Origin of the sequence: Parashewanella hymeniacidonis, assembly GCF_016900895.1 — a bacterium.
GTDB classification, from domain to species: domain Bacteria; phylum Pseudomonadota; class Gammaproteobacteria; order Enterobacterales; family Shewanellaceae; genus Parashewanella; species Parashewanella hymeniacidonis.
This window is the reverse complement of sequence record NZ_JAFEUN010000051.1, coordinates 1-26800: the sequence shown is the minus strand read 5'-3', so window position 1 is coordinate 26800 and position 26800 is coordinate 1. Positions and strand designations below refer to the sequence as shown.

25 protein-coding genes are annotated in these 26800 nt (G+C 38.1%); 10 read left to right on the top strand and 15 right to left on the bottom strand.

Going from position 1 to position 26800, the window contains the following annotated elements:
• Positions 1-42: 42 nt before the first annotated feature.
• The 4 genes from hrpA to JQC92_RS11625 all read left to right on the top strand — a co-directional run bounded on the left by hrpA (position 43) and on the right by JQC92_RS11625 (position 6314).
• Positions 43-3876, top strand: a complete 3834-nt coding sequence (hrpA, locus tag JQC92_RS11640) for an ATP-dependent RNA helicase HrpA (RefSeq protein ID WP_204999816.1) — start codon at positions 43-45, stop codon at positions 3874-3876.
• 209 nt (positions 3877-4085) lie between these two features.
• Positions 4086-4601 carry a hypothetical protein gene (locus tag JQC92_RS11635; RefSeq protein ID WP_204999810.1) on the top strand — a complete coding sequence of 172 codons (516 nt, stop codon included), beginning with the start codon at positions 4086-4088 and terminating at the stop codon, positions 4599-4601.
• Positions 4591-5739, top strand: coding sequence for a tyrosine-type recombinase/integrase (locus JQC92_RS11630; RefSeq protein ID WP_204999809.1), 1149 nt, complete (start codon positions 4591-4593; stop codon positions 5737-5739). The genes JQC92_RS11635 and JQC92_RS11630 overlap by 11 nt, the downstream gene beginning before the upstream one ends.
• Positions 5740-5792: 53 nt before the next feature.
• A complete protein-coding gene (locus JQC92_RS11625; RefSeq protein WP_204999808.1) occupies positions 5793-6314 on the top strand; it encodes a hypothetical protein in 522 nt (173 codons plus the stop codon).
• Between the two features lie 46 nt (positions 6315-6360).
• On the opposite strand, the gene JQC92_RS11620 is transcribed toward JQC92_RS11625, so the two are convergent.
• A complete protein-coding gene (locus JQC92_RS11620) occupies positions 6361-7191 on the bottom strand; it encodes a CvfB family protein (protein ID WP_204999815.1) in 831 nt (276 codons plus the stop codon).
• Positions 7192-7482: 291 nt separating this feature from the next.
• Here JQC92_RS11620 and speA point away from each other — a divergent pair, with 291 nt between their 5' ends.
• The 4 genes from speA to pdxH are packed head-to-tail and all read left to right on the top strand — an operon-like array spanning position 7483 to position 11940.
• Positions 7483-9396: a biosynthetic arginine decarboxylase gene (speA, locus tag JQC92_RS11615; RefSeq protein ID WP_204999807.1), complete on the top strand. Its 1914-nt coding sequence runs from the start codon at positions 7483-7485 to the stop codon at positions 9394-9396.
• Between the two features lie 37 nt (positions 9397-9433).
• Positions 9434-10324: an adenosylmethionine decarboxylase gene (locus JQC92_RS11610; RefSeq protein WP_204999806.1), complete on the top strand. Its 891-nt coding sequence runs from the start codon at positions 9434-9436 to the stop codon at positions 10322-10324.
• Between the two features lie 42 nt (positions 10325-10366).
• Positions 10367-11299, top strand: a complete 933-nt coding sequence (speB, locus tag JQC92_RS11605) for an agmatinase (RefSeq protein ID WP_204999805.1) — start codon at positions 10367-10369, stop codon at positions 11297-11299.
• Positions 11300-11304: 5 nt separating this feature from the next.
• On the top strand, positions 11305-11940 hold the full coding sequence (gene pdxH / locus JQC92_RS11600) for a pyridoxamine 5'-phosphate oxidase (RefSeq protein ID WP_204999804.1): 636 nt from the start codon (positions 11305-11307) through the stop codon (positions 11938-11940).
• A 56-nt stretch (positions 11941-11996) separates the two neighbouring features.
• Here the strand turns inward: pdxH and ttcA are convergent, their stop codons facing one another.
• The 11 genes from ttcA to ccoN all read right to left on the bottom strand — a co-directional run bounded on the left by ttcA (position 11997) and on the right by ccoN (position 22090).
• Complete coding sequence (gene ttcA / locus JQC92_RS11595) at positions 11997-12950, bottom strand: tRNA 2-thiocytidine(32) synthetase TtcA (RefSeq protein ID WP_204999803.1); 954 nt, start codon at positions 12948-12950, stop codon at positions 11997-11999.
• A gap of 76 nt (positions 12951-13026) precedes the next feature.
• Positions 13027-13956 carry a universal stress protein UspE gene (gene uspE / locus JQC92_RS11590; protein ID WP_204999802.1) on the bottom strand — a complete coding sequence of 310 codons (930 nt, stop codon included), beginning with the start codon at positions 13954-13956 and terminating at the stop codon, positions 13027-13029.
• Positions 13957-14094: 138 nt separating this feature from the next.
• The gene (gene etrA / locus JQC92_RS11585) at positions 14095-14844 is read right to left on the bottom strand and encodes an electron transport transcriptional regulator EtrA (RefSeq protein ID WP_204999801.1); all 750 of its coding nucleotides are present in this window, start codon (positions 14842-14844) and stop codon (positions 14095-14097) included.
• 105 nt (positions 14845-14949) lie between these two features.
• On the bottom strand, positions 14950-15642 hold the full coding sequence (locus JQC92_RS11580; RefSeq protein ID WP_204999800.1) for a sulfite exporter TauE/SafE family protein: 693 nt from the start codon (positions 15640-15642) through the stop codon (positions 14950-14952).
• Positions 15635-15826 carry a cbb3-type cytochrome oxidase assembly protein CcoS gene (gene ccoS / locus JQC92_RS11575; RefSeq protein ID WP_204999799.1) on the bottom strand — a complete coding sequence of 64 codons (192 nt, stop codon included), beginning with the start codon at positions 15824-15826 and terminating at the stop codon, positions 15635-15637. The genes JQC92_RS11580 and ccoS overlap by 8 nt, the downstream gene beginning before the upstream one ends.
• Positions 15823-18213: a heavy metal translocating P-type ATPase gene (locus JQC92_RS11570; protein WP_204999798.1), complete on the bottom strand. Its 2391-nt coding sequence runs from the start codon at positions 18211-18213 to the stop codon at positions 15823-15825. Before JQC92_RS11570 ends, ccoS begins: the two co-directional genes overlap by 4 nt.
• Positions 18214-18235: 22 nt before the next feature.
• Positions 18236-18727, bottom strand: a complete 492-nt coding sequence (locus tag JQC92_RS11565) for a FixH family protein (RefSeq protein WP_338049509.1) — start codon at positions 18725-18727, stop codon at positions 18236-18238.
• 155 nt (positions 18728-18882) lie between these two features.
• Complete coding sequence (gene ccoP / locus JQC92_RS11560; protein ID WP_204999813.1) at positions 18883-19860, bottom strand: cytochrome-c oxidase, cbb3-type subunit III; 978 nt, start codon at positions 19858-19860, stop codon at positions 18883-18885.
• Between the two features lie 5 nt (positions 19861-19865).
• Positions 19866-20033, bottom strand: a complete 168-nt coding sequence (locus tag JQC92_RS11555) for a cbb3-type cytochrome oxidase subunit 3 (protein WP_204999797.1) — start codon at positions 20031-20033, stop codon at positions 19866-19868.
• Between the two features lie 11 nt (positions 20034-20044).
• Positions 20045-20650 (bottom strand): cytochrome-c oxidase, cbb3-type subunit II, encoded by a 606-nt coding sequence (gene ccoO, locus JQC92_RS11550; protein ID WP_204999796.1) that lies wholly within the window; start codon positions 20648-20650, stop codon positions 20045-20047.
• A gap of 12 nt (positions 20651-20662) precedes the next feature.
• Positions 20663-22090: a cytochrome-c oxidase, cbb3-type subunit I gene (gene ccoN / locus JQC92_RS11545; RefSeq protein ID WP_204999795.1), complete on the bottom strand. Its 1428-nt coding sequence runs from the start codon at positions 22088-22090 to the stop codon at positions 20663-20665.
• A 260-nt stretch (positions 22091-22350) separates the two neighbouring features.
• Between ccoN and JQC92_RS11540 the strand changes: the two genes are divergently transcribed.
• The gene (locus tag JQC92_RS11540; protein WP_204999794.1) at positions 22351-22803 is read left to right on the top strand and encodes a hypothetical protein; all 453 of its coding nucleotides are present in this window, start codon (positions 22351-22353) and stop codon (positions 22801-22803) included.
• A 211-nt stretch (positions 22804-23014) separates the two neighbouring features.
• The gene (locus JQC92_RS11535; protein WP_204999812.1) at positions 23015-24301 is read left to right on the top strand and encodes a tyrosine-type recombinase/integrase; all 1287 of its coding nucleotides are present in this window, start codon (positions 23015-23017) and stop codon (positions 24299-24301) included.
• 307 nt (positions 24302-24608) lie between these two features.
• Here JQC92_RS11535 and JQC92_RS11530 read toward each other — a convergent pair whose 3' ends face one another.
• The 3 genes from JQC92_RS11530 to JQC92_RS11520 all read right to left on the bottom strand — a co-directional run bounded on the left by JQC92_RS11530 (position 24609) and on the right by JQC92_RS11520 (position 26587).
• Positions 24609-25838, bottom strand: coding sequence for a Y-family DNA polymerase (locus JQC92_RS11530; RefSeq protein WP_204999793.1), 1230 nt, complete (start codon positions 25836-25838; stop codon positions 24609-24611).
• Positions 25839-25841: 3 nt separating this feature from the next.
• Positions 25842-26246 carry a LexA family protein gene (locus JQC92_RS11525; RefSeq protein ID WP_204999792.1) on the bottom strand — a complete coding sequence of 135 codons (405 nt, stop codon included), beginning with the start codon at positions 26244-26246 and terminating at the stop codon, positions 25842-25844.
• Between the two features lie 188 nt (positions 26247-26434).
• Positions 26435-26587, bottom strand: coding sequence for a hypothetical protein (locus JQC92_RS11520; protein ID WP_204999791.1), 153 nt, complete (start codon positions 26585-26587; stop codon positions 26435-26437).
• Positions 26588-26800: the final 213 nt, after the last annotated feature.

Below are 26800 nucleotides of genomic sequence, written 5' to 3'. Positions count from 1 at the left end.
GCAACAGACTTTCTTTCTCACCAGTACCTTAATCAAGGTTTCATGCTTGATACGGCAAAAATCAGACGCCGTTTGTTTCGTTTAAAGAAGCAACCTGATTCTCATAAAAAACAGCAGGAGCTTAATCAACTTGCTGAAGCCGCACAGTTAGCGAAAGAAAAAGCAGATGAACGTCGCGAGAAGCGTCCACAAATCTCTTACCCAGATGCATTACCCGTATCTCAAAAACGAGATGACATTGCAGAAGCTATTGCCAACAATCAAGTTGTCATTATTGCTGGTGAAACCGGTTCAGGTAAAACAACGCAGCTTCCAAAAATATGTTTAGATTTGGGGTTAGGGAGTAGAGGACTGATTGGACATACTCAGCCAAGACGTTTAGCAGCACGCTCTGTTGCTACCCGCATAGCTGAAGAAATTAATACACCATTAGGTGAAGCCGTTGGCTTTAAAGTTCGTTTCTCAGATTCAATAAAAGAGACCAGTTACGTTAAATTGATGACGGATGGTATTTTACTTGCCGAGCTCTCTTCAGATAAGTTTCTTAATCAATACGATACGTTAATCATCGACGAAGCGCATGAGCGAAGTTTAAATATCGACTTTATCCTAGGTTACTTAAAAGAAATTCTAAAAAAACGCCGTGATTTAAAAGTCATCATTACTTCTGCAACCATTGATGTAGAGCGTTTCTCCCAACATTTTAGTAATGCGCCAGTCATTGAAGTTTCTGGAAGAACCTATCCAGTTGAAACCCGTTACCAACCTTTAGTTCGTGATGGTTCCCAAGATTTAGATTTAACTGAAGGTATTTTCGCAGCCGTAGAAGAACTCATGTCTGAAGGACTGGGGGACATTTTGATCTTCATGAATGGTGAGCGAGAGATCCGTGACACAGCAGAACAACTGAACAAGCAGAGATATCGAGATACTGAAATTTTACCTTTGTATGCCAGACTCTCGTATGGTGAACAATCCAAGGTATTCAAAAGTCATGTTGGTAGAAGAATCGTTTTAGCTACTAACGTTGCAGAAACCTCACTAACTGTTCCCGGTATTCGCTATGTCATTGATCCGGGCACTGCTCGTATTAGTCGCTATAGTTATCGAACAAAAGTACAACGGTTACCCATTGAGCCTATTTCTCAAGCCAGTGCCAATCAAAGACAAGGACGCTGTGGTCGTGTAGGCCCAGGTATTTGCATTCGTTTGTATGACGAACAGGACTTTTTAAACAGACCTGAATTTACTGATCCTGAAATTTTACGCACAAATTTAGCATCAGTAATCTTAAAAATGCTATCTATTGGGTTAGGTGATATTGGGGGGTTTCCATTTATTCAGCCTCCCGATGAACGCCATATCAAAGACGGCTTCTTATTGCTAGAAGAGTTAACAGCAGTATCCAAAACGAATGGGCAATTAAAGCTCACTCATCTTGGCCGTGAATTAGCGCAATTACCTGTTGATCCTCGTTTGGCTAGAATGGTGATTGAATCCAAAAAACTTGGATGTCTACAGCAAGTTATGGTCATCGCAGCTGGGTTATCAATTCAAGATCCGAGAGAAAGACCACTTGAAAAACAACAAGCTGCCGATGAAGCTCACAGTAAATATATAGATAAAGAGTCTGATTTTGTTGCATGGTTAAACTTGTGGACTCATATAAAAGAACTTCAAAAAGAATACTCTGCAAGCCAGTTCAGAAAAAAATGTAAAGCTGAGTATCTTGCATATTTACGCATTCGTGAATGGCAAGATCTTTATGCTCAATTACGCCAAGCTGTTCATGATTTGAAATGGAAGCTAAACGAAGGTAATACAGAAACAGAGTATGATTCCCTTCACCAATCAATACTTTCAGGCTTATTAAGTCATATCGGTTTTAAAGCTGAAAACAATGAATATCTTGGTGCAAGAAATCGTAAATTCTTTATTTTTCCAGGTTCTCCATTAGCGAAAAAAGGGCCGAAATGGGTCATGGCTGCTGAACTGACTGAAACGTCACGTTTATTTGCAAGAACCTGTGCGAAGATAAATCCTGATTGGATTGAGTCTTTAGGCGGTCATCTGATCAAGAGAAATTATAATGAGCCTCATTTCGAAGCTAAGCAGGGTAGTGTTGTCGCTTTTGAAAATCAGGTACTTTATGGCTTAACTACCGTACACAAACGTAAAATTCAGTTTGGAAAAATTAAACCAGTCGAAGCAAGAGAAATCTTTATTCGAAGCGCTTTGGCTGATGGAGAATTCAGAACGAAAGAACCTTTCTTTGTTCACAATCAACAGCAACTAGAACAAATTGAACAGTTGGAACATAAATCAAGAAGACGAGATATTCTTGTTGATGAGCAAGTACTTGTCGACTTCTATGAGCCATTAATTCCGAACAATATTTATAGTTCGGCCACACTTTATAAATGGTGGAATACTGAAAAATCTGAGAATCCAAAACTGTTACATTTTGATCCAGAAATGCTTTATAAGCGCGATGCAGATCATGTATCAACGTTAGATTTTCCGGATAACTGGATTCAAGGTAATTTAACCTTACCAATCAGTTATCAGTTTGAACCGGGAAATGAAGATGATGGTGTTTCAATCCATATCCCTGTTGCGTTGCTTAACCAAATTGAAGATCGTGATTTTGATTGGTTAGTTCCAGGCTTAAGAACAGAAAAGTGTATTGCACTCATTAAATCATTGCCAAAAACGCTGCGACGAAATTTTGTTCCAGCACCAGATTACGCTCAAGCTTGTATTCAAGCAATGAAGCCTTTCGAAATGGATTTACTTTCTTCTCTCTGTAAGCAGTTGCTTAGAATGAGTGGCGTAAAAATTTCTGCTGCCGACTTTGAAATTAATCAATTAACGCCTCATTTAATCGCTAATTTTAAAATTGAAGATCATAACGGTAAATTAATTGACCAAAGCCGTGACTTGGTCTCGCTGCAAAATAAGCTTCAAGGAAAAGTGAAACAAGCTATTCGAAAAGTAGCTGATTCAGGTATTGAAAAAGAAAAGATTGAATCTTGGAATTTTGGTGTGTTACCAAAACAATTTCAGCAAAAGCGTGGGAACTTTGAAGTAAAAGCTTTTCCAGCATTAGTTGATAATAAGGATTCGGTTGCAATAAAATTATTTGATAATGAAAACCAGGCAAACCAAGCTAACCGAGTGGGTTTACGTAGGTTACTACTATTAAATATTCCGTCTCCGGTTAAGCATTTGCAGCAGAAACTGCCAAATAAGGCCAAACTTTCGATGTACTTTAACCCGTTTGGCCAAGTGAATATTCTGATTGAAGATATCATCAATGCTGCAGTGCAACAGTTGTTAGATGAAAAACAACTTGATGTAAGAAACGAAGATGACTTTAACTCAGCTCGAGATTGGGTAAGGGCAGAGCTAAACACAACTGCAGAAAAAATAGCACTGCAAGCAGAGCAGATCCTAACGCTGCACCAAAAAATTAAAAAACGAATAAAAGGAAAAATCAGTTTAGATATCGCCTTTGCAATGAGTGACATTCAAGCTCACTTAGATCGTTTAATCTTCAAAGGCTTTGTTGAAGCAAGTGGCTGGCAACGACTACCTGATCTCAATCGATATTTGAAAGCTATTGAAAATCGTCTGGATAAATTGCCGGTTGACCCAACGCGGGATCGTTTGCAAATGCATTCTATTAACAAAGTTGAACAAGCGCTCGAAGCCCAACTAATGAAAGTACCAAAACTTGCTTCGATACCTGAAGAGTTACAGGAAGCAAAATGGATGATTGAAGAATATCGAGTTTCCTGTTTTGCACAGGTATTAGGCACTAAGTACCCAATTTCAGAGAAACGAATATTAGTTAAACTCGGTTTAACTAAGTAACTTAATAAGGCTCCTAAATGAGGCCTTTCTTTTGCATAAAACTTATACGAAATAATTCAATTTAAGTTGGAATCACACAATTATAAATTGATATAATGCTAATTATATCAACCTATATTTATAAACGAATTTTTTTCATAAAATTTGAAATTAAAAGGCTTATTTATGGTAGTGGTGCTACTTAATAATGAATCGGAACTTTGTCTGTAATGCATTTGAATTACAAAACACCTCATTGGGAATATGTTGATGGAAATAAAAAGCGTGGACGCCCTCTGCTGTTACTTTCACCAGACGACCTTCCAATAATTACTTCGTACCTTCTTAAAAAGATTCGTAGGAGTAATGTTGTATTAAAATTCGAAAACTATAATAGTAACCTCACTGATAAGGTCGCAAATAGCTACATCTCTGAAACGAGCTTATTGTTAAAGAAGCTGCAGTCTTTACCCATTAAAGATACGGAATTTGAAAGCCTTGATGTAATTAATATTAATTTGAATCGCATATTCTCAGAAAAAGGCTGGCGTGCAGTTCGTTTCGAACTACGTCAAATCAAGAAAAGGAACAAGCTTGTTCGTCTTGAATTAGCAAAACCTATTTATGAGCAACTTGAGCAAATTAAACAAATTGAAAAACTAGAAAGCTTAAGTTCTGCGATTGAGTTTCTCGTTGATACATATCATGACCATATAGATTGCTTAGGGTCAGATGATGAAAATTGAACCGTTAAATATAAACAAGTCACTACCTATCAAGGGTGATAACTCAACCTATTATTCTCAACTTCAACACCCCAATGATGGTTTGAAAACAGAGTTACAAGAAATTCTAAGTGAGTCCCCCTCTCAAGAAAATAATGAAAAAATTCAATCGATAGTTACGCTTTTGCTGAGTGAGTTTACCTCGTCACTTGAGAATGAATATTTTTATTCTGACAACTCAAAAAAGAGTATTCAGTTCAATTGGAATAAATTTGTTGAATGGTGTTCAGTCAATTCAGAACGATTTCTGCCATCATCCGTCATTACCTTTGAACGTTTTTTGATTCAAAAAAGTAAGACCTCGAAAGCTAACTCATTACAAATTTTCATTTGGGCGGTCAATTCAGTCCATGAAGCAGCCGGATTACCGTCTCCCACTAAAAGCGCACGTATACGACAACTGTTAAAAGGAATTAAAAAGCAAAAATCACGTACAGGTGAAGTCATTTCACAAGTTGCAGCCTTTAAAGAAGTTCATTTAGATAAAGTAATAGAGCTCTGGTCAGAGAGCAATAAATTAGCGGATGTAAGAAATTTAGCGTTGCTTTGTTTTTCATATGAAACATTACTCAGGGAATCTGAATTAGCCCGTATCAAGTTTTCAGATTTGAGCTTCAGTAGTGATGGGCGTGCAATTCTAACGATTCCATTTACAAAAACAAATCACAGTGGTTTGGCTGACAAAGTTATGTTAAGCAGAGAGTGCATTAACATATTGAAAAATTATATAAATAAATTAAATAGCCCAATGTCAGGTGTTATATTTCGTCCTATTTTAAAATCCAATAAGGTAAAGTGGCATAATAACTTAAATGAATATGAACAACAAAAACCGCTTTCTGGTTACTCGATAGATAAAATATTTCAAAAGGCGCTAGTAGATATTAAACAATTCGATCCGTTCATTGTTCATAATATCGAAAGATGGTCAGGGCACTCTGCTCGTGTTGGTGCTTGCCAAGATTTATTAGCGAAAGGTCATTCTCATATCGCCGCTCAACAATCTGGCAGATGGAGTAGCATCGAAATGGTTTACCGATACGGTCGCGATATTTTGGCCGAAGATGGCGCAATGATAAAATCACGTTGGGATAGATAAACACCAAACAAATCTGTTATGGTTTGTTTATTAAAATAATAAATGGATTTTATATGAAATACATTTCTGGTTTCATTTTTCTATTAACGGCAGTGGTTGGTATATTCAGTTATCAAAAGCACATACGACAGGCTGAAATTAATTTAACTCTAAAACAGCAACTCAATGCACTTGAACAAAAGTTAAATTCGAGTGGAAAAGTTGTCCCTGCAAATACTATTGCTTTCTTTAACTTACAACATTGCCCAAATGGTTGGGATGTATTTGAACCTGGAAAAGGACGTTTTACCATTTCACTCAATGACCAACATGAGGGATTGTCAGTGTATGAATTGGGAAACATTGGTGGCGAAGAAAAGCACCAGTTGACCAAGCAAGAATTGCCAAGACATACTCACGTGTATAGTGATTGGTACTATGAGGACAGAGGAAAAGATCCGGAATTTGCTACAGGCCAAGGGGATGACGTTGGCATACGCTTCAATCAAAAAAGACGGACAGAAGCAGAGGGGAATAATGCACCTCACAATAATATGCCGCCTTATATAGCTTTACTGCAATGCATCAAAGTATAAATGTATGAATAGCCTGTTTTACAGGCTATTCATTATTTTAACTCGTCTAAACTAAATGAATTCCGTCTTTTTCAATGGTGATAAGTTTCGCTTTGAACAAACTACCAATCGCTTTCTTATAGATTTTTTTGCTAAATCCAAACTCTTTGTAGATGAGCTCAGGGTCACTTTTATCGCCTAGTGGTAAAAAACCATCTGCTTGTTTGATTTTGATAAGAACAGAGTTTGTGTGTTTATCAAAACTTTGATTGTCTGCTTTTTGGAGGGTTAAATCAATTTTACCGTCCTCTCGAACACGCTTAATATAACCAGTAACCTTTTTTCCAATTTTGATATCTTGGAAGATATCATTATAGAAAACGAGTCCCCAATGTTGATCTTCTATAATGGCTTTGTAACCAAGATCAGATTTACCAGCAATAAGTAACTTAACCTCTTGTCCTTCTTCGTAATCTGGCTCGATTTGATCCAAGAACTTATCTATCTTCATCGATGCGACAATTCGCTCATCAATGTGATTAATGTAAGTATAAACAACGTAAGAACGTCCTTCCTCAACGCGCTTATTTTGCTCTGCAAACGGAAGTAATAAATCTTTGTCTAATCCCCAATCTAGAAATGCACCGACCTTATTCGTTGCAATTGCTTTTAGATAAGAAAATTGACCAACTTGTGAACGAGGTCTTTGTGTTGTTGCTATCAACAAATCTTTTGAATCAAGATATAAGAAAACCTTTAGCTCGTTTCCAACATCAGTGTCTTCAGGAACATATTTTTTTGGGAGTAAAACTTGACCAAAATCGCCAGCGTTTAAGTAAGCACCGAAATCGACCAGTTTAACGACTTCCAATGTGGAATATTTACCAAGCTCTATCATCATTTTCTCAATTCTATTTTAGAACTGCAGGATTATAAGTGTTTTTTGAGATAAATTCATTTTATAATCGCTTTGTTTAAGCATATTTACATGCTTTATTGAGCGTTATTCAATCACCAGTCATACATTTTTTTCATTAGCGTTTGTAATCATTATTCTTTAGTTGCAAACCTTTGATCTTCGGTGTCTAATTGCGCATTTTCTCATACTATTTAGATGGTGTGGCTGAAACTCATGGTGCTGTTTGTATTTCAAGCGGTTGTAAGTAATAAATAGTTGGACTCATACAATATGAACAATTGGTCTATTGATGATGCAAGAGATGGCTACAATGTTGCACATTGGAGTCAGGGTTTCTATGGTGTTGATGATCAAGGTGAAGTTAATGTCGCACCTGATCCGACACGACCTGATTATACAATTGGACTGAACAAACTGGCCCAAGATATGGTTGCTGCTGGCATTTCGTTGCCCGTACTCATTCGTTTCCCACAAATTTTACATCATCGAGTTCATAGCTTGTGTAGCGCATTTAATAACGCTATTAGCAAATACGAGTATGAAAATGATTATTTATTGGTTTATCCAATTAAGGTTAATCAACAAAAGACGGTTGTTGAAGAAATTCTTGCTAGTCAGCAAAAAAAAGAAGTACCTCAACTTGGATTAGAAGCAGGCAGCAAACCTGAACTAATGGCTGTACTCGCCATGGCGCAAAAGGCCAGTTCTGTTATTGTTTGTAATGGATACAAAGATAATGAATATATTCGTTTAGCACTCATTGGTGAGAAACTCGGACATAAAGTTTATATCGTTTTAGAAAAAATGTCTGAACTCGAAATGGTGTTAAAGGAAGCTAAAGACCTAGGCGTCGCACCTAGACTAGGTTTAAGAGCTCGACTAGCGTTTCAAGGTAAAGGCAAATGGCAAGCAAGTGGCGGTGAAAAGTCTAAGTTCGGCTTGTCTGCCGCTCAAGTACTCACTGTTATTGATCAACTCAATCAAGCAGATATGCTTGATTGTTTACAGCTTTTACATTTTCATCTTGGTTCTCAAATAGCGAATATCCGTGATATTCGTCAAGGTGTAAGTGAAGCAGCTCGATTTTATTGTGAGCTTCGTAAGCTCGGAGCTCAAATTGATTGCTTTGATGTTGGCGGTGGCTTAGCTGTCGATTACGACGGTACAAGAAGCCAAAGTAATAATTCTATGAATTATGGTCTAACAGAGTATGCCAATAATATAGTTCATGTATTGATGGATATTTGTAATGAATATGACCAGCCAATGCCGAGAATTATCTCTGAATCTGGCCGCCACCTCACAGCGCATCATGCCGTTTTAATTACTGATGTTATTGGTACTGAGGCATATCAAGCCGAAAACATTCAACCTCCAGAAGAAAATGCACCAGTATTACTACAAAACATGTGGCAATCTTGGGAAGAGTTGAAAGGTCGAGCTAATCAACGTGCGATGATTGAAATCTATCATGACACTCAAAGTGATCTTGCTGAAGCTCATTCATTATTTGCATTAGGTCAATTATCTTTAACTGAAAGAGCGTGGGCTGAGCAAACCAATTTACGTATCTGTCATGATATTCAAGGGCTGTTAAACAGCAAAAATCGATATCACCGCCCAATTATTGATGAGTTGAATGAAAAGCTTGCTGACAAATTCTTTGTTAACTTCTCATTATTTCAGTCTTTGCCAGATGCTTGGGGTATCGATCAAGTATTTCCTGTGTTACCACTGTCTGGACTCGATAAGCCAGCAAAACGCCGTGCAGTAATGCTTGATATTACTTGTGATTCTGATGGTATTGTTGATCAATATGTTGACGGGCAAGGTATTGAAACAACACTGCCAGTTCCAGCTTGGAATGCTGATAGCCCTTATTTGATTGGCTTCTTCTTGGTGGGGGCTTATCAAGAAATTCTTGGTGATATTCATAATCTATTTGGTGATAGTCATTCAGCGGTTGTTCGTGTTGATGACGATGGTAATAGCTTCATTGAATCAGTCTTACCCGGCGATACAGTTGCTGACGTTCTCAGGTACGTTAATCTTGATGCTTTAGGTTTTATGCAGACTTATGAAGATCTCGTTAATAAGCATATCTCAGAAAGTGAACGCGAAAGTATTCTAGGAGAGCTAGAAGCTGGTCTTCAAGGTTATACATATTTGGAAGATTTTAGATAAAAGGTGAACCCCCTTTTTTGAAAAGGCTCAGCGCTAAATGTTTTTTGAAGGAACAGAAAAAAAATTAAAACTTACAGTATCTGAGCCTAATGTGTCTTTAAGAGCACTAGGGTTTGATTTTTGGCAGCTTGTCGTTAATCGAGCTAACGCAGAAATCATATCTGTGATAAGTAATGATCACTGTGATGCATATATATTAAGTGAATCGAGTTTGTTCGTCTGGGATAAAGAAGTCCTGATGATTACATGTGGCCGTACTATTTTAATTAATTCTATTCAAGTGCTTATCGATGAGCTCGGTGTAAAAGTATTTGATTCTTTGATTTACCAAAGGAAGAATGAAGTTAGCCCCGAGCTGCAAAAAACGACATTCCAGCAAGATATTGAAGTATTACAAAAACAATTAAGTGGATCTTTTTATCGTATTCAAACAGTAGATTCTCATTGTCACCATTTATTCGTACATAACCCAAATAAACAATTTCAATGTTTCGAATTATTGATGTATGACATTGATACAAAGGCTATTTGTAATTTGACTGAAACTAATGTTGATAAAAGGTTCATCAGAGCGCTACTTGAAATTGATGTGTTATTTAAAGACTACCTTATCGATGACTATTTATTTTCACCTTTTGGTTACTCTATAAATGGGATAAAAGAGGACGAATATTTTACTATTCATGTCACACCTCAAGTACCTAATTCATTCGTAACCTTTGAGACAAACTTGTCTGACACAGAAAGATATCAGCAGATCGTTCAGAAGCTATTAGTAAATCTAAATCCAAAATTTTGGGATAGTATATTTATTAATACCAACTTACCTCACACTTATTTTAACCTTGATAAACATACCATTGCAGAAATAACTTCTGAGAATGGAATTAATGTAAAATATCTCCATTATCAAGCAACAGAAAAATAGAATTTCTTTTATTTACACAAGTAAAGAGATTTAGGAGCAGCAATGACAACCTTAGCAGATAAACCAGATTATTCGTTGTACTCAAATGCATTCGGTTATTTGCGTCAACCTCTTGATTTCAAACCACTAGAAAGTGATGCAGATATTGTGGTATTAGGCTTACCATTTGATATGGCTACGACAGGGCGATCTGGTGGAAGAATGGGCCCAGGCGCAATACGTAATGCATCAACTAATCTAGCTTGGGAAGCAAAACGTTGGCCTTGGCAGTTTAATTTAAGTCGATATATCTCCATCGTTGATGCAGGAGATCTTGTTTTTGATTATGGTGACTCAGAAGACTTTACCCAAAGGGTTGAAGACTTTGCCACGAAAATTGTTGAGTCGAATAAAGCACTATTAAGTTTTGGCGGCGATCACTTTGTTACATTACCGCTTTTAAGAGCGCATTTTAAGAAGCATGGCAAAATGGCACTTATTCATTTTGATGCGCACACTGATACCTATGATCAGGGCAGTAAGTATGATCATGGTACTATGTTCTATCATGCTCCAAATGAGGGCATTATAGACCCAGAGCATTCAGTTCAAATTGGCATTCGAACTGAATACAATTATAAAAACCATAAATTCAAAGTCATTGATGCTGGAACAGCGAATGACTTAACCGTTGAAGATATTGTAAATCAAGTAAAATCACGAGTGGGTGATCTTCCTGTTTATCTTACTTTTGATATAGATTGTATCGATCCTGCTTTTGCTCCTGGTACAGGTACACCAGTGTGTGGCGGTTTAAGCAGTGATAAAGCTCTTAAAATCGTTAGAGGCTTGCAAGGTCTAAACATTGTTGGAATGGACGTGGTCGAAGTTGCTCCTGCCTATGACTCTTCAGAAATAACGGCGTTAGCAGGTGCTACACTTGGTTTAGATATGCTTCATATATGGGCATTAGGTAAAGATTTAATTAAGGAATAAGTAGTATGGATTTATCTGAGGTTCGTCGTGAGTATCTAAAAGGTGGGTTGCGCAGTTCAGACCTACCAAATGAGCCTTTTGCTTTGTTTGAAAAATGGATGACGCAAGCTAAAGACATACAACTGCTTGATCCTACTGCAATGGTTGTAGCAACAGTCGATGATAATGGTCAACCATACCAGCGTATTGTTCTGCTCAAGCGCTTCGATAAAAATGGATTTGTATTTTTTACCAACTTAGAAAGTCGTAAAGCCCAACATTTAGAAGGCAATAACAAGGTTAATTTATTATTTCCTTGGCATAATATTGAACGACAAGTTGCGATAACCGGCCACGCAACAAAGCTTTCCACTGCTGAAGTATTAAAATATTTTGTATCTCGTCCTAAAGAAAGTCAGATTGCAGCATGGGTTTCAAAGCAGTCACATAAGCTAACAGCAAGACAGGCTCTAGAAATAAAATTCAAAGAAATGAAGCAAAAGTTCGCAGACGGAGATGTACCTTTACCTAAATTCTGGGGTGGATATATTGTTAAACCTGAATCAATTGAATTTTGGCAAGGCGGAGAACATCGCTTGCATGACCGATTTATATATACAAAAGACCATGACAATTGGAATATTGATAGGTTAGCACCTTAAGAATCCTATATATAAAAAGTCCTTTGTTTAAAAGGACTTTTCTTTTTTAGAATCAATTATGGTGTAAATGTATTAACAACATCAATCCGCTGTGTGTCCTCTAAATTAATGTGTCCATTATTATTCACATCAACAAAGTCAAAAGCTGGTAAATCGGCTTCAGCAACAAAACCATCCTTAGTAGTTGCATCAGGGTCCTGCTTTAACGATAAGAAGTCGAATTGGTTTCGATCAACGCCTTGTGACGGCGCAGTGTTTTGCATAGCAGTAAATATCGTTTCTATGCGCCCTGGTTGTTGTTTATCCCATAGCGTTAGCATGTCTTTTACTTCTTGACGTTTTAGATTTTCTTGGGAGCCACACAAATTACAAGGGATAATCGGAAATTGCTTTAATGTCGCATACTCAGCGATATCTTTTTCACGGCAGTAAGCTAATGGACGAATCACAACATTTGCACCATCATCTGATAACAGCTTAGGTGGCATCGCTTTCATTTTTCCACCATAAAACATATTCAAAAACATCGTTTCAATAATGTCATCTCTATGATGACCGAGCGCAATCTTTGTTGCACCTATATGCTGCGCAAAACCATATAAAGTCCCTCGACGTAAACGAGAACATAACGAACAAGTCTTTTGACCTTCTGGAATTTTTTCTCTGACGATCGAATAGGTGTCTTTCTCAAGTATATGGTAAGCAATACCTAGAGAGTCGAGGTAATTTGGCAATACATCTTCAGGAAAGCCTGGCTGCTTTTGGTCTAAATTAACGGCGAGTATCTCAAAGCTAATTGGTGCTCTTTGCTGAAGGTTTAAAAGAATGTCCAACATGGCATAACTGTCTTTGCCACCAGAAAGACAACACATAACGCGATCACCGTCTTCGATCATGTTGTAGTCAGCAATTGCAGTACCAACCTCACGACGCAGCCGTTTCTGCAACTTATTCATTCTAGTTTGTTGTTTTTTTGCTTCTATTGTTACTTCTTGTGTGTCTACTGACATAAAAAACGCGCCTTCAGCTAATTTTAGGCGCGTATTATTCCAATAAAGCAACAGCGGGTAAAGAGGTAAACTGGCTTTAACTTTCTAAAGGTGATTTATATCCTTCAGGCTTTAATGTTAATAGGTCACAATTGATATTATCGATGACATGCTCAGCCGTATTGCCAATCAGAGCGGCTGAAATACCTGTTCTACCAACCGTTCCTAGTATCACAAGCTCAGCATCTAACTCTTCAGCTAATTCAGGAATCACATCTTCAGGTAAGCCTTCTCTAGCATGGCAAAATTCGCTTGAAATACTATGACTCGATGCAATTTCTGTTAGTTGCTTTTCATGTTGCGTACGCATCGACTCGTTATACGTAAACGCATCAAAGTCGGGTAGCTCAATTGATATATTTACCGGTGTTCCAGGATAAGCATTTACAAGGTGCAACTCTGAATTGAATTTAGACGCTAAATACTGACCATACAAAATAATTTCATTATTCAAAGATTGATGAGCTTGATCTTCATCACCAGTATTGACTGCACATAACACCTTTCCGCTCACAGGCCATTCGTGTTCTTTTACTAAAAGTACGGGCTGCGGTGCTTTACGAATTAAATGCCAATCTGTAGGCGTGAAAATAACAGATTTTAACTTATCATGCTCGTGAGTACCTTTGATAATGAGGTCACATTCATTTTCAATAGCGTGTTCGATAATGCTTTCAAAAGGGCGGTTATGCCAAACCACACAAGGGGAAATGTCTAACCCTTCTGATTTATATGGTTCGATTAAATCATTAATCCACGCTTTTCTTTGATCGATAACGCCTTGACGCATGGCTTCACGTTCTTCGGATGAGAGAATCGAAGTCATTTCATAAGAAAAGTCAAAAATAGAGAGAAAAACGGTAATTTTTGATGAGTTTTTTTGTGCGAGCTCAATTGATCTTTTTAGTGAGACTTGATGTTCCGCTGTAGGATCTAAAACAACTAATAACTTCTTATATTCCTTCATAAGATACCCTCATTAATAATCTAAGATACTTAAAAAATAACATAGATTAGCTTGCGTTCAAACAAACTAATCATTATGAGGGTAACGAAAACGAATTAAAAAGATGTGTTCTTGTCTTAAATCAAAGATAGGGTAGCTTTATCGACCAATTCTAGCCGTTCCTGCAAGCTCTTTAAGCTCATTGAAGCTCTTGATAGTAATATACTTTCCATTAACTTCGATAAGTTCAGACTTTTGAAAGCGACCTAAAATACGGCTAATAGTTTCAACGGTCAACCCGAGGTAATTACCAATATCTGTACGTGTCATCGTAAGACGGAACTCTTTCTGTGAGAAACCACGATTTCCAAAACGAGTAGCAAGATTACTGATAAACGCAGCTAAACGCTCTTCAGCGCTTTTCTTACTAAGTAATAGAATCATGTCTTGGTCATTCATTATTTCACTGCTCATCAAACGCATGATCTGTTGACGTAGCTTTGGCATTGTAGCGGAAAGGTCATCTAGAGTAGTAAATGGAAGCTCACAAACCATAGATGTCTCTAGAGCCTGAGCAAAACTTTGGTGACTATTTGAACTAATTCCATCAAAACCAACTACATCGCCAGCAAGATGGAAGCCAGTGATTTGCTCTTCACCCTGTTCAGTGATGGTATAACTTTTAATTGTACCTGAGCGGATAGCAAATAAAGATTTTAGTTCATCCCCAGACTTAAATATCAATTCACCTTTTTGAATGGGTTTTTTTCGTTCAATGATATCGTCTAATTGGTCAAGCTCATTACTATTTAAAGCAACAGGGATGCACAGTGTACTCATGCTGCAATCATGACAATGAATCGTACAGCCAGAACTGCTTTTTTTTGGTTTTTTTATATCAAGAGGCATTTCATTCTCACAATCTAAAAACTAATTTTAGGTACAGTGTCAAAATGAGCATATGATGCCTGCAAGCGCCGAGATCATCAAGTGTTTATAACAATTATCTAACGCTTATATTTGATTATATGCAACATATAAAGTTTGAATTCCAAACAAAATGATGAAGATACCGCTGATCACACGGACTGATTTTTTTTGTATCCAAGTTGCTAAGGTTTTTGCCGCCATTCCTGTAGATAGCATTGCAGGAAAGGTTCCTAATCCAAAGCAAAACATGATTAAAGCGCCCGATACAGCTGATCCTGATGCTACAGACCAGGTTAGTGTGGAGTAAACCAATCCACAAGGTAACCAACCCCATATCATGCCTGCAATGACCGCTTTTTTAGGTGTTTGTATTGGTAAAAACTTTGATGCTGTTGGGCCTATTTTTGACCACAAGTATTTACCAATAAATTCTATTCTCGTTAAACCAAACCATAACTGCGCAATATATAATCCAGTAACGATCATCATGATACCAGCGAAAACTCGCAACCAGACCAAATAATCATCAACATTAAAAAGGTGAGAGAGCGTCGCAGCTGAACCGCCCAATAGGGCACCTGCAATTGAGTAACTGACAATACGGCCAAAATTGTAGGAAAATTGCAATTTAAGCTGTTTGAGAAGTAGGTTTTCACCAATCTTTATCGCAGACTGTTGTGAAGCAAATGATGCGACTAAACCACCACACATGCCAACACAATGGCCAGCGCCCATCAAACCAACAATGAACGCTCCAAGTAATCCATAATCAGTCATCTAGTTTTTCTTTTTGATGTTGCGAATGTGAAGGCGCTTCTTCAGCATCATCTTCAAATAAAATGGATGATCCCTGACGGTTCAAGTCATCGAACTGTTCTGACTTTACAGCCCAGAAAAATACAGCAACAGCAATGGCTACAAAGAGCATAGCAATAGGAATTAATACATAAATTATGCTCATGAAGGATCCTTTAATAATCTTAAGCTATTTGAAACTACAATTAACGAGCTTGCTGACATACCAATAGCTGCGATATAGGGTGCAATATTACCAGACATAGCAAGTGGCAGGACAATAATGTTGTAACCGAGCGCCCACATCAGGTTTTGTTTAATAATACTGGTTGTCTTCTTTGCAATAGAAATAGCTTGAATGAAACGATTTAATTTATCGCCTAACAGAATGAGGTCGGCACTGTTTTTAGCGATAGCCGTACCACTGCCCATTGCGATACTTAAGTCAGCGCCAGCTAGAACAGGTGCATCATTTATCCCATCACCGAACATGGCAACTTTATGACCTTGCTTTTGAAAATTCTGCACAAGTTCCAGCTTTTGTTGGGGTGACAACCCAGCATGTGACTCGTCAACAGAAACGTCTTCTGCAACTTTTCGAACTTGACCAGAATTATCACCACTTGCGATGCAAGTTCTTAAACCCAGTCTATTTGATTCTATTACTGTATCTGCCGCATCAGAACGCAATTTATCTTGTAACGTAATTTCGGCAATTACCTGTCCATTTTTTGCTAACCAGATATATTGATTGGTATCAGATTTAATCTCTGAATTTGTGAGTATCTCATTGCCGATACAATAGCTGTTGCCTTTAATTAATCCACGAATCCCTTGGCCTACAACATGCTCAATTGAGTCGGCAGTCACAGATGGTACGTTATAAGGTGAAAATACCTGAGCAATAGGATGTAATGACTCTTTTTCAAGCGCTGCGCTAATTGCTAAAACTTCTTCTTCAGTTTCATTACCCAGAGTTTTAACGTTAGCTATTTTTAATTCCCCATAGGTGAGGGTACCTGTTTTATCGAATATTACCGTAGTTAACTGTGGCAATAATTCAAAAACCCCTGATTTTCGAGTAATGATCCCCATCTTGGTAAACGTCGAGATCGCACAGGTTACAGCTGTTGGAGTGGCTAATGCTAATGCACAAGGACAGGTAGCTACGAGTACAGATAATGTTACCCAAAATGCATCGTCTGGTGAAATAAAGAAATGCCAGGCCAAATAAGTGATGAAGCTTAATGACATTACTGCGGTTGAGAAATACCTTGATAGTTTATCAACCAAATATGAAATTGCAGGACGGTTGTTAGAAGCAGCCTCTTGTAGCCTGATGATTTCAGCAACAAATTGATCTTTGCCAATCGCGGTAACTTCAACTTTAAGTGGTTGATCAACATTAATGGTTCCAGCAAAAACTTTATCTCCAGTTTTTTTACTTACCGGTAAGTTTTCACCAGTAAGCATGGATTCATTAATACTCGACAATCCATCAATAACAATACCGTCAGCTGAAACGAGATCACCTGGCTTTACCAAAATTCTATCGCCTAATTTTAATTGTTTGGCAGCGACTTCTTTAATGTTTGCACTATCGATGAGGTGTGCAGTTAACGGTACCAGTTTGTGCAAATTACTTGAGTTAACAGAAGCTTTTTGTTTTGCTTTCTGTTCAAAGTACCGACCAAGTAATAAGAAAAAGGTGAACATAGAAACTGATTCAAAATAAACTTCACCAGTTCCGTTATAAGTGGCCACACAACTCGAGATGAATGCACCACCAATTGCAATAGATACAGGGACATCCATATTAATGTTTTTCGAGAGGAGGGCGCGTATCGCACTAAAATAGAACGGTTGGGCTGAATACAAAGCAACTGGTGCAGCAAAAATCATACTTACCCAGCGAAAGTAGTCTCTAAATTCGCTATCTAAATCAGTGAAGTAACCAGTATAAAGCGCCAATGCAAACATCATTACCTGCATTGTAGAAAAGCCAGCAAGACCTAAGCGTAATAAAAATTGACCACTATTACGTTTAGCTTTAGCTTCTTCTTCATCCGCTTGATAAGGCGCTGCAACGTAGCCAATTGAAGCGATGATGGCCAAGATTTGGCTCAACTTGATTTGACTTGCATCCCAAGCAAGCAAAGCACGCTGGGTAGTTGAGTTGACATTGATAGTAACAATGCCTTGGGCTTGTTTTAACTTGTGCTCTATTAACCAAGCACAAGCTGCACAAGTAATGCCGTCAATGGACAAAGAAACATTTGAAACGTCTGAATCTTTGTAAACAAAGTCCTGTTGTACTTCCTCAAGATCATAAGCACTAAAGCTGTTTAATTGTTCAGGAACAATCTCTGATTGTTTAGCACCAGGTTCCGTTCTAAATTTATAATAATTCTTTAAACCCGCATCCATGATTGCTTGTGAAACCGCTTGGCAACCAGGGCAACACATTTCTTGAGGCTCATCATCGATGACGGTAATAAACTGTGAGCCTGATGGAATAGGCTCACTACAATGAAAACAACGCTCTTTGTTCATAGACGCTTATCCAAAAACTAGATTAATTTAACCAACGCTCTACGCCATCGTCTAATGTGAAACGCTTTTGCAATCTCCATGTATGATCAAAGCTTTCTAGGCGAATTTGCCAATCACCTTGAACTGGTCTTGGAAAGGTGATGCGATAATTTGAATTACCGTCTGCAACAGCGAGTTCTTTGTAATCACGCTCTTGAATGGTTGGGTGATAAAACTCTACATTCAAAGCAGCTTTATAAGGCTCACCACCATGCTGTTTGATTAGAACTTTGTTGCCTTCAACGGTTATTGAAAATTGGAGTCCCATAGCTCGAGCTTTTTGCTCGCGATGCTTGTCCAGATTAATACCTTTGCCTTTTTTGTAATAGTCATCAACAACGAGATTATCTGAGTATTTTATTGCGATGATTAATGTTGCAATACTGGCAGCAACGACAATTAAAGGGAGGATAATAAGGAACCATGGCCAAAATTGTTTATACCATGGCTGAACCTTTTCCATCGTTTTTTGCATGAGAACTTCCTAATTATTTACAACAAACTCTTTATTGAATTCTGAATTTCAAAACTCAGTAAAAAATTTGATTTCGATTCTACAATTTTTAATAACTTGAATCATTAAAAAAAAGGCCTCGATTACCACCGAGACCTTTTTCTAATCAGTCATGATTATTTTTGATGAGACAAGCTGTATACGTAAGCAGTAATTACGTGAACTTTTTCTTCACCAAGAACATCTTTCCATGCTGGCATAGCACCGCTACGACCATGCTTAATGCTGTCGATAATAGATTTACGTGAACCACCATATAACCAAGCTTTGTCCGCTAAGTTTGGTGCACCCAAAAATTTATTACCTGTGCCATCCATGCCGTGACATGCAAAGCAGCCCTTCATAAATGATGCTTTACCTTCAGCTGCAAGTTTTGCGTCAAACTTACGGCCAGATAATTCAAACAAATATTCAGCTAAGCCAGGTAATTCGCTGTCCGCAATTGGTAAACCACCTTTAGGAGGCATCATACCATTACGTCCATTCATGATTGATGTTTTGATAGTAGCTAAATCGCCACCATACAACCAAGAATTATCCGCTAGGTTAGGGAAGCCTTTACTACCACGTGCATCCGAACCATGGCATTGAGCACAGTTTTGAATGAACAAACGCTTACCAACATTTAGAGCATCTTTATCTTTTACTAACTCTTCAAGTGGAGTATTTAAGTATGCAGCGAAGATAGGGCCATATTTTTCATCAGCCTTTTTTACTTCCTGATCATACTGCACATAAAGACCTTTTTCTTCAGCTGCTTTAACCGCCGCTTTAGAATCTTCTTTTGCGCTAACACCCTTCACGTGGCCAATACTTTGGTTTGAACTGCTCCAACCCAATTGGCCTTTGAAGTTACCAAGTCCTGGATAAAGCGCTAAATACGCCAAACCGAACACGATGGTAATGTAAAACATATAACTCCACCATTTTGGTAGTGGGTTATTTAGCTCTTCGATACCGTCGAAAGAGTGGCCCATAGACTCACCTTCTTCGACACCCGTTGTGTTTTTGGAGCACCAACGTAATAGGACAAAACATCCTGCGATTACAAATAATGAAATTACTGTAATCCATATACTCCAGAAGCTACTCATTAACATTATTTTTGCTCTCCTGAGTCCTTATCCTTTTCCTCATCGGAAAAAACAAGGTTAGCTGCTTCATCAAAGTTATCTTTTTGACGAGAGCTATAAGCCCAAGCAAATATACCGACAAAGACGAGCATCACAATGATTGTAAGAATTCCCTGTAATGTGCCGTAATCCATATATTGCCTCCTTATTTGAGGGCATGCCCCAACGACTGTAGATAAGCGATCAGTGCCTGCATTTCAGTTTTACCTTCAACAGCAGCTTTTGCACCAGCAATTTCAGCGTCTGTATATGGAACACCGAAGTTACGGAAAATCTCCATCTTATCAGCCGTTAAATCACTATCAATCTTATTCTCAGCAAGCCAAGGGAATGCTGGCATATTTGATTGTGGTACCACTGCGCGAGGGTCTAACAAATGAACTTCATGCCATTTATCACTGTAACGACCACCTACACGAGCCAGATCAGGACCTGTACGTTTTGAACCCCACTGGAAAGGGTGGTTCCATACAGACTCACCAGCAACAGAGTAGTGACCATAACGTTCTGTTTCAGCACGTAGTGGACGAATCATCTGACTGTGGCAGTTATGACAACCTTCACGGATATAAATATCGCGACCTTCAAGCTGAAGTGCTGTAAAAGGTTTTAATCCTTCTACTGGCTCTGTTGTATCTTTTTGAAAGATTAGCGGGGTGATTTGTACTAAACCACCAAAACTAATTGCAATTACAATAAAGATAGCGAGTAGGCCGACGTTCTTTTCAATAAATTCGTGATTAAATTTCATCGTTTCTACTCCTTATGCTTCAGCTGGTTTAGGCAAAGAGCCTTCAGGTGCTTTAACAGTCTTCATCACGTTGTATGCCATTAAGAACATACCAACTAAGAAGAATACACCACCTAAGAAACGAACAAAATAGAATGGGTACGATGCTTCGATACTCTCAACAAAACTGTATGTTAACGTTCCATCAGAGTTAACTGCACGCCACATTAGACCTTGCATTACACCAGAAATCCACATTGATACGATGTAAAGAACAGTACCAATTGTCGCAAGCCAGAAGTGAGTATTGATCAATTTGATACTGTACATACGGCCTTGATTGAATACCTTAGGAATCATGTGGTACAGAGCACCAATAGAAACCATAGCAACCCAGCCAAGAGCACCAGAATGTACGTGACCAACTGTCCAATCCGTATAGTGAGATAATGCGTTCACAGTCTTAATCGCCATCATCGGACCTTCGAAGGTAGACATACCATAGAAAGAAAGAGAAACAATTAAGAAACGAAGAATAGGATCGGTACGTAGTTTATGCCAAGCACCAGATAACGTCATAATACCATTGATCATGCCACCCCAAGAAGGAGCAAATAAGATCAATGACATCACCATACCTAAAGACTGAGTCCAGTCAGGTAAAGCTGTATAGTGAAGGTGGTGAGGTCCAGCCCAAATATAAAGTGCGATCAATGCCCAAAAGTGAACAATTGATAAACGGTATGAATAGACAGGACGACCGGCTTGTTTAGGTACGAAGTAATACATCATACCTAGGAAACCTGCTGTTAATAGGAAACCTACTGCATTGTGTCCATACCACCACTGAACCATTGCGTCTACAGCACCGCCGTATAAAGAGTATGACTTAAGCATACTTACAGGCACGGCCATAGAATTCACAATGTGCAAAACGGCAACGGCAATAATGAAAGCACCAAAGAACCAGTTCGCTACATAAATGTGAGAGGTGGTTCGTTTTACAATGGTACCAAAGAATACTACCGCATATGCCACCCACACTATGGTGATTGCGATATCAATTGGCCATTCTAATTCTGCATACTCTTTACCACTAGTAAAACCTAGGGGCAGGGTAATTGCCGCAGAAAGAATAATTGCTTGCCAACCCCAGAATGTAAACGCAGCCAGTTTAGGTGCGAACAAACGAGTTTGACAGGTACGTTGAACTACATAATACGATGTAGCAAATAGAGCTGAAGCACCAAACGCGAAAATAACTGCATTGGTATGTAAAGGCCGTAAACGGCTAAACGTTAACCAAGGAGTTTCGAAGTTTAGTGCCGGCCAGATTAACTGAGCCGCAATTAAAACACCTACTGCCATACCAACTATTCCCCACAACACAGTTGTAAGGGCAAATTGGCGGACTACGGTGTAATTGTAATCAGCGCCTTGAGGCTGGGAATGGTTCATCATAATGCTTCCACTGCTTATTACTTTTACTTATAGTTTTAGTAAAGCCACGCTTTACCTGTTAAATGACACTTGTGATTACTTTTTGTTAAAAATTAATCAGTAAGTGCCGCTGCGAAGCTTGCACAACATTTAATACATCAGCAAACGAATATATTTTACTTTAGACACTATTAAAAAGATACTAGGTAGGGCAGAGTTAAATTGATCTGGATCATATTAGAGCGCAGAATGTGACCCATTATAAAAAAAGGTAAGTTACTGTGTGTTACGCATCTACTTTTCGAAAAATATCTATAATTATCACAGTGTTATTAGTCTGTTCTTGTGGTGACTCAAAACAAAAAAATGCTAATCTTGACCAAATTGATAGGTCTTTATGTAATTTTTTAGTCAGTTCATGCTTAAAAGAAGCTAATGGGGCAGAAATAGCATTATTTATCACCCCAAACACGGTACCAAGCGAACAAGATTTATCCATAAATCTTAAATCAAACAAAAGTATCACAATAAAATCTGCTCGAATTGAGGGGAGGGATATGTTCATGGGCATTATTCCTGTCACAACCAACAGTCTGAATGATAAAGATTTTTCATCAAAAGCTATTCTAGGTAGCTGCGCTAGTGGTTATATGGTTTGGCGATTATTTGTTACTTATGAGTTAAATGGTCAGACATCTACAGTGTTTTATGATTTTCTTGCTGATAATGGCTAAATAATACAATTATCTTTGTGTAAATGGTCGATTTTACATCAGTTAAAATAATTGTGTAATTGATCACATGATTTGTGTAAATGACATTAATTGATAACAATGAATGTTTGTACAATATACCTTATAAGTATAGATTTACTTTTTCTTAGATTAATGCCGATAAATACCATTATCGGCATCTGCATTAAATTGGCTTTCTCAAATGAATATTTTGCAACTTCCTCCTGTTTTACCGCTGTTTGATAAACCTGAGTTTTTATTAGAAGGTAATAGTTACAACAACCAATACATTACCCAAATCAGCCTTGATAAAGTTACGGATGCTGGTTTAGTGTTAGAGCACGCTTCAGATTGGTTATATGAACATAAAGATCAAGAAAATAACTATAAAGCCTATCGTAGTGAGCTTACTACGTTTTTGCATTGGTGTTTTGATGTAGCAGCTATGTCTCCTGCAGATTTGAAACGCAAAGATATGTCCCGTTATGTCGAGTATTGCAAGCAGCCACCGGTAGATTTAATTGGTAATTACAATGTTGCTCAGTTCAAAGGTTCTGAATCAGGTCGAACACCTAATGCGAATTGGAGACCATTCATCGCTAAACTGGTCAATGGCACTCAACAGGCTTATAGACTCAGTGAGAACGCATTAAAAACCAAGATTGCTATTTTGTCTTCTTTCTATACTTACTTACTCAGCGAGGAGTTTTGTGAACGCAATACTGCGCAAGTTTGGCTGAAGCACAGTCGCTTTGCTAATAAACAAACATTTCGAAACGATACTGCGAATGAAATACTACCAATATTTACTGAATTACAGTGGTCCTACGTAAATTCTACGGTAAACAGCCTTGCTAAAAAGGATTCAGCGACGTACGCACGCCATAAATTTCTCATTAATTTGATTTATTCCTGCTATTTACGAATTTCAGAAGTATCTGCCAGACCTGGATATTCACCAGTAATGAGTCAGTTTAAGCAGAATCGTCAAACAGGCATTTGGCTGTTTCATATACCAAACAGTAAAGGTGGTAAATCAAGAACTGTCACGGTATCTAAAAATCTTTTACAAGCTTTCAAAGAGTATCGTGGTCATTTAGGATTATCACAATTACCCAGTTCTGATGAATTAGATCCTCTATTCATAAGACATAAAGCGGCAGGCCGTGGACGGGATGTAGGTGTTTTAAATGCAAACTTGGGTATTCGTCAGATCCGCGATGACATTCAATTTATTATTCAACAAGCAGCTGAAGAAATGAAAAAAGATGGCTTTGAATCAGATGGAAATGATATTTCTAAACTAACAGCACACAATATTCGCCACACAGGCATTAGCCATGACATTAATATACATATGCGGCCGTTATCACATGTTCAAAAAGATGCGGGTCATGAAAGTATAGATACAACATCCTTATATCTACATACCACTGACGTAGAAAGGTACCAATCAGCACAAAATAAACCGCTCGATCATCTCAGTATTAATTCTTAATTCTTAATTCTAAAAAGTGTGGTATTGGCCGTGAGAATGGTTCAATTTGCGAAAGTTTCATTTAGGCACTGAACCAGAACAATACTTGATTCGGGTATATAGTGCTGAGAAGAAAATCACGATCCATCAAATGCGATAAATTCGAGCTATGTTTTGTGAAGCGTTCGAGTTTATCATTATAATCAGCTCCACACCCTATTTAACATAATATACATTGTGCGCAATTATGTGTATGCACTTATTGAGTGATTAATGTTTACCGTTTCATAAGCTCCTCACATCAACACCTTATGATTGGAATGTGCTTCTAATTTGTCGTGTACTGTGGCGATAACATTTCTCTGCGCATTGCCCATCGCTGATTCTGGCCTTGTGCTGTTAAGTAAATAGTATCTGGGCCAAAACGGTCATTGAGATCATCGTATACTTTCATTAACTCTGGATTATTTTGACTCTGATTAAATAAATCGTATTGTTCGTGGCTCAAATCAGATAAATCCAACATACCCACTCCAATTTTGTAATAGCGAACGCCTGTGCGGAACAACTTGTCGAGCGATCGTGTCGTAGCTTTCGTTAGTTCGGTTGAACAATTTGTTGGCCTAGCAAACTTCATTATTGTTTTGAATTGTTGCGGTCTATCGTCATGCGTTGAATTCCCAGCAAATACGAGTAAGCTCTGGCAGCCACTATTCTGACTTCGAGCTTTACGAGCAGCTATATTGGCGTGCTTAGCTAAAGCTTGTTGTAGCTCATCACGACTGGTAATTCTGCGACCTAAACTTCGGGTACTGAATATTTGCTTCTTATCTGCCTGAACCTGATCCCACGTTTTGCAAATTTGTCCATTTAGCTCTCTAACAGTTCTTTCTATTTCAATGTTGAAGTTTTTTCTTGCGCATTTGGGAGGCATTGTTGCTAACTGATAAGCCGTTTTAATATCCATCGACTCAAGGCGCTGGCTTATTTTTTTGCCAATACCACACACATCATTAACAGCAGTCGTTTTCAGTATGTTGAGCCTATCTATTTCATTATCGATCATGCATACACCGTTATAATGCCGATGACACTTTGCCGTGTGATTAGCGAGCTTTGCCAACGTTAGCGTTGTACCTATGCCAACACAAATAGGCAAACGACATTCTTTCCATACTGTTTTTCGGATTAAGTCCCCATAAGCATAAAAGTCACGAATTGCTGGGAAGCAACGGTGAAGGTCTAAAAAGGTTTCATCGATAGAATAGATATGCTGAGCTGGAGCGAACTGCCCTACTGTTTGCATGAACTTAGATGACAAGTCACTGTACAGTTCATAATTAGACGAAAAGACATGTAGACCTAATTGCTCACATTGTTTCTTTACTTGAAAATAAGGGCTAAATTTCTTTATACCAAGCTCTTTTGCTTTACGGTTTGCGGCAACAATACAGCCATCATTATTACTTAGCACAATGATCCCATCTTTTCGAATGTCAGGTCTAAACACCGCATGGGCACTGGCGTAGAAGCTATTGATGTCACATAACGCATACATAAGTTAGCTCAATAATACTGATGCAGGACGAAAACAACGAATCGACTTCACTACAACGCCTTCAAATGAAAAATCATCGAAGCTTGTAATCGTGACAGCTTGATAATATCCGTTAGCTGAAAGTAACTTTTGGTTCTCCTTATCGAAAACTTTACAAATAAACTCACCATTCAAATTAGCGACGATGACATCTAAATGCTGCGACTGTACATGCCTGTCTACGATTAAGATATCGTTATCAAAAATACACACATCTCGCATGCTATTGCCTGACGCTCGACCAATAAATGTCGCATTAGGATGCTCAATTAAAAGCTCATCGAGACTGAGTGGTAGCTGTGAATATTCAGCTGCAGGTGATTCGAAACCCGTGATTCCAGCCTGTGCTGCTATAGGAATAATCTTCATAAATTCCGCAATACTGTTCATTTATACAGTATAATAGCAAAATGAAACAAAATTGGTAAATATTCTCGAAAAAAGCGCATTTATTGAACAAATAGGACTGTTGTGAATGATAGAAAGAGGAAAAGCAGCCCCAACACAGTAACGTTTTGTGCAGAAATAACGAATTGTAAGTGCTACTTAGAAGATAATTAGCTCGAAGCCGCAACTGCACCCGCTGCAGCGACACTCGCAGCAATGGCTTGCTGAGCTGCAACCTGGCTCGCTACGTTCGATGAGCTTTGGTTTTTGGTTGCAATAATGCAAGCACTATAACCCATTCCTTTTAATGAATTCGTCCACACGATTCTTCCATCAATTGCTTCTAAGCAAAATAAGTGGCCCCCTGAATAGGCATAAATTCGCTTTTCTTCATAATGAACGTTAGTTTTACCGGGTGTTCAGTCTAATTAATGTCTAAATTATTTGTTTCAGGCTTGTTGGTAAACTCGTTACAAATTATGTGTAACAGGAAAACCGTATCGATCTAACTTTGACCAAAATTCTTCCCAATATCC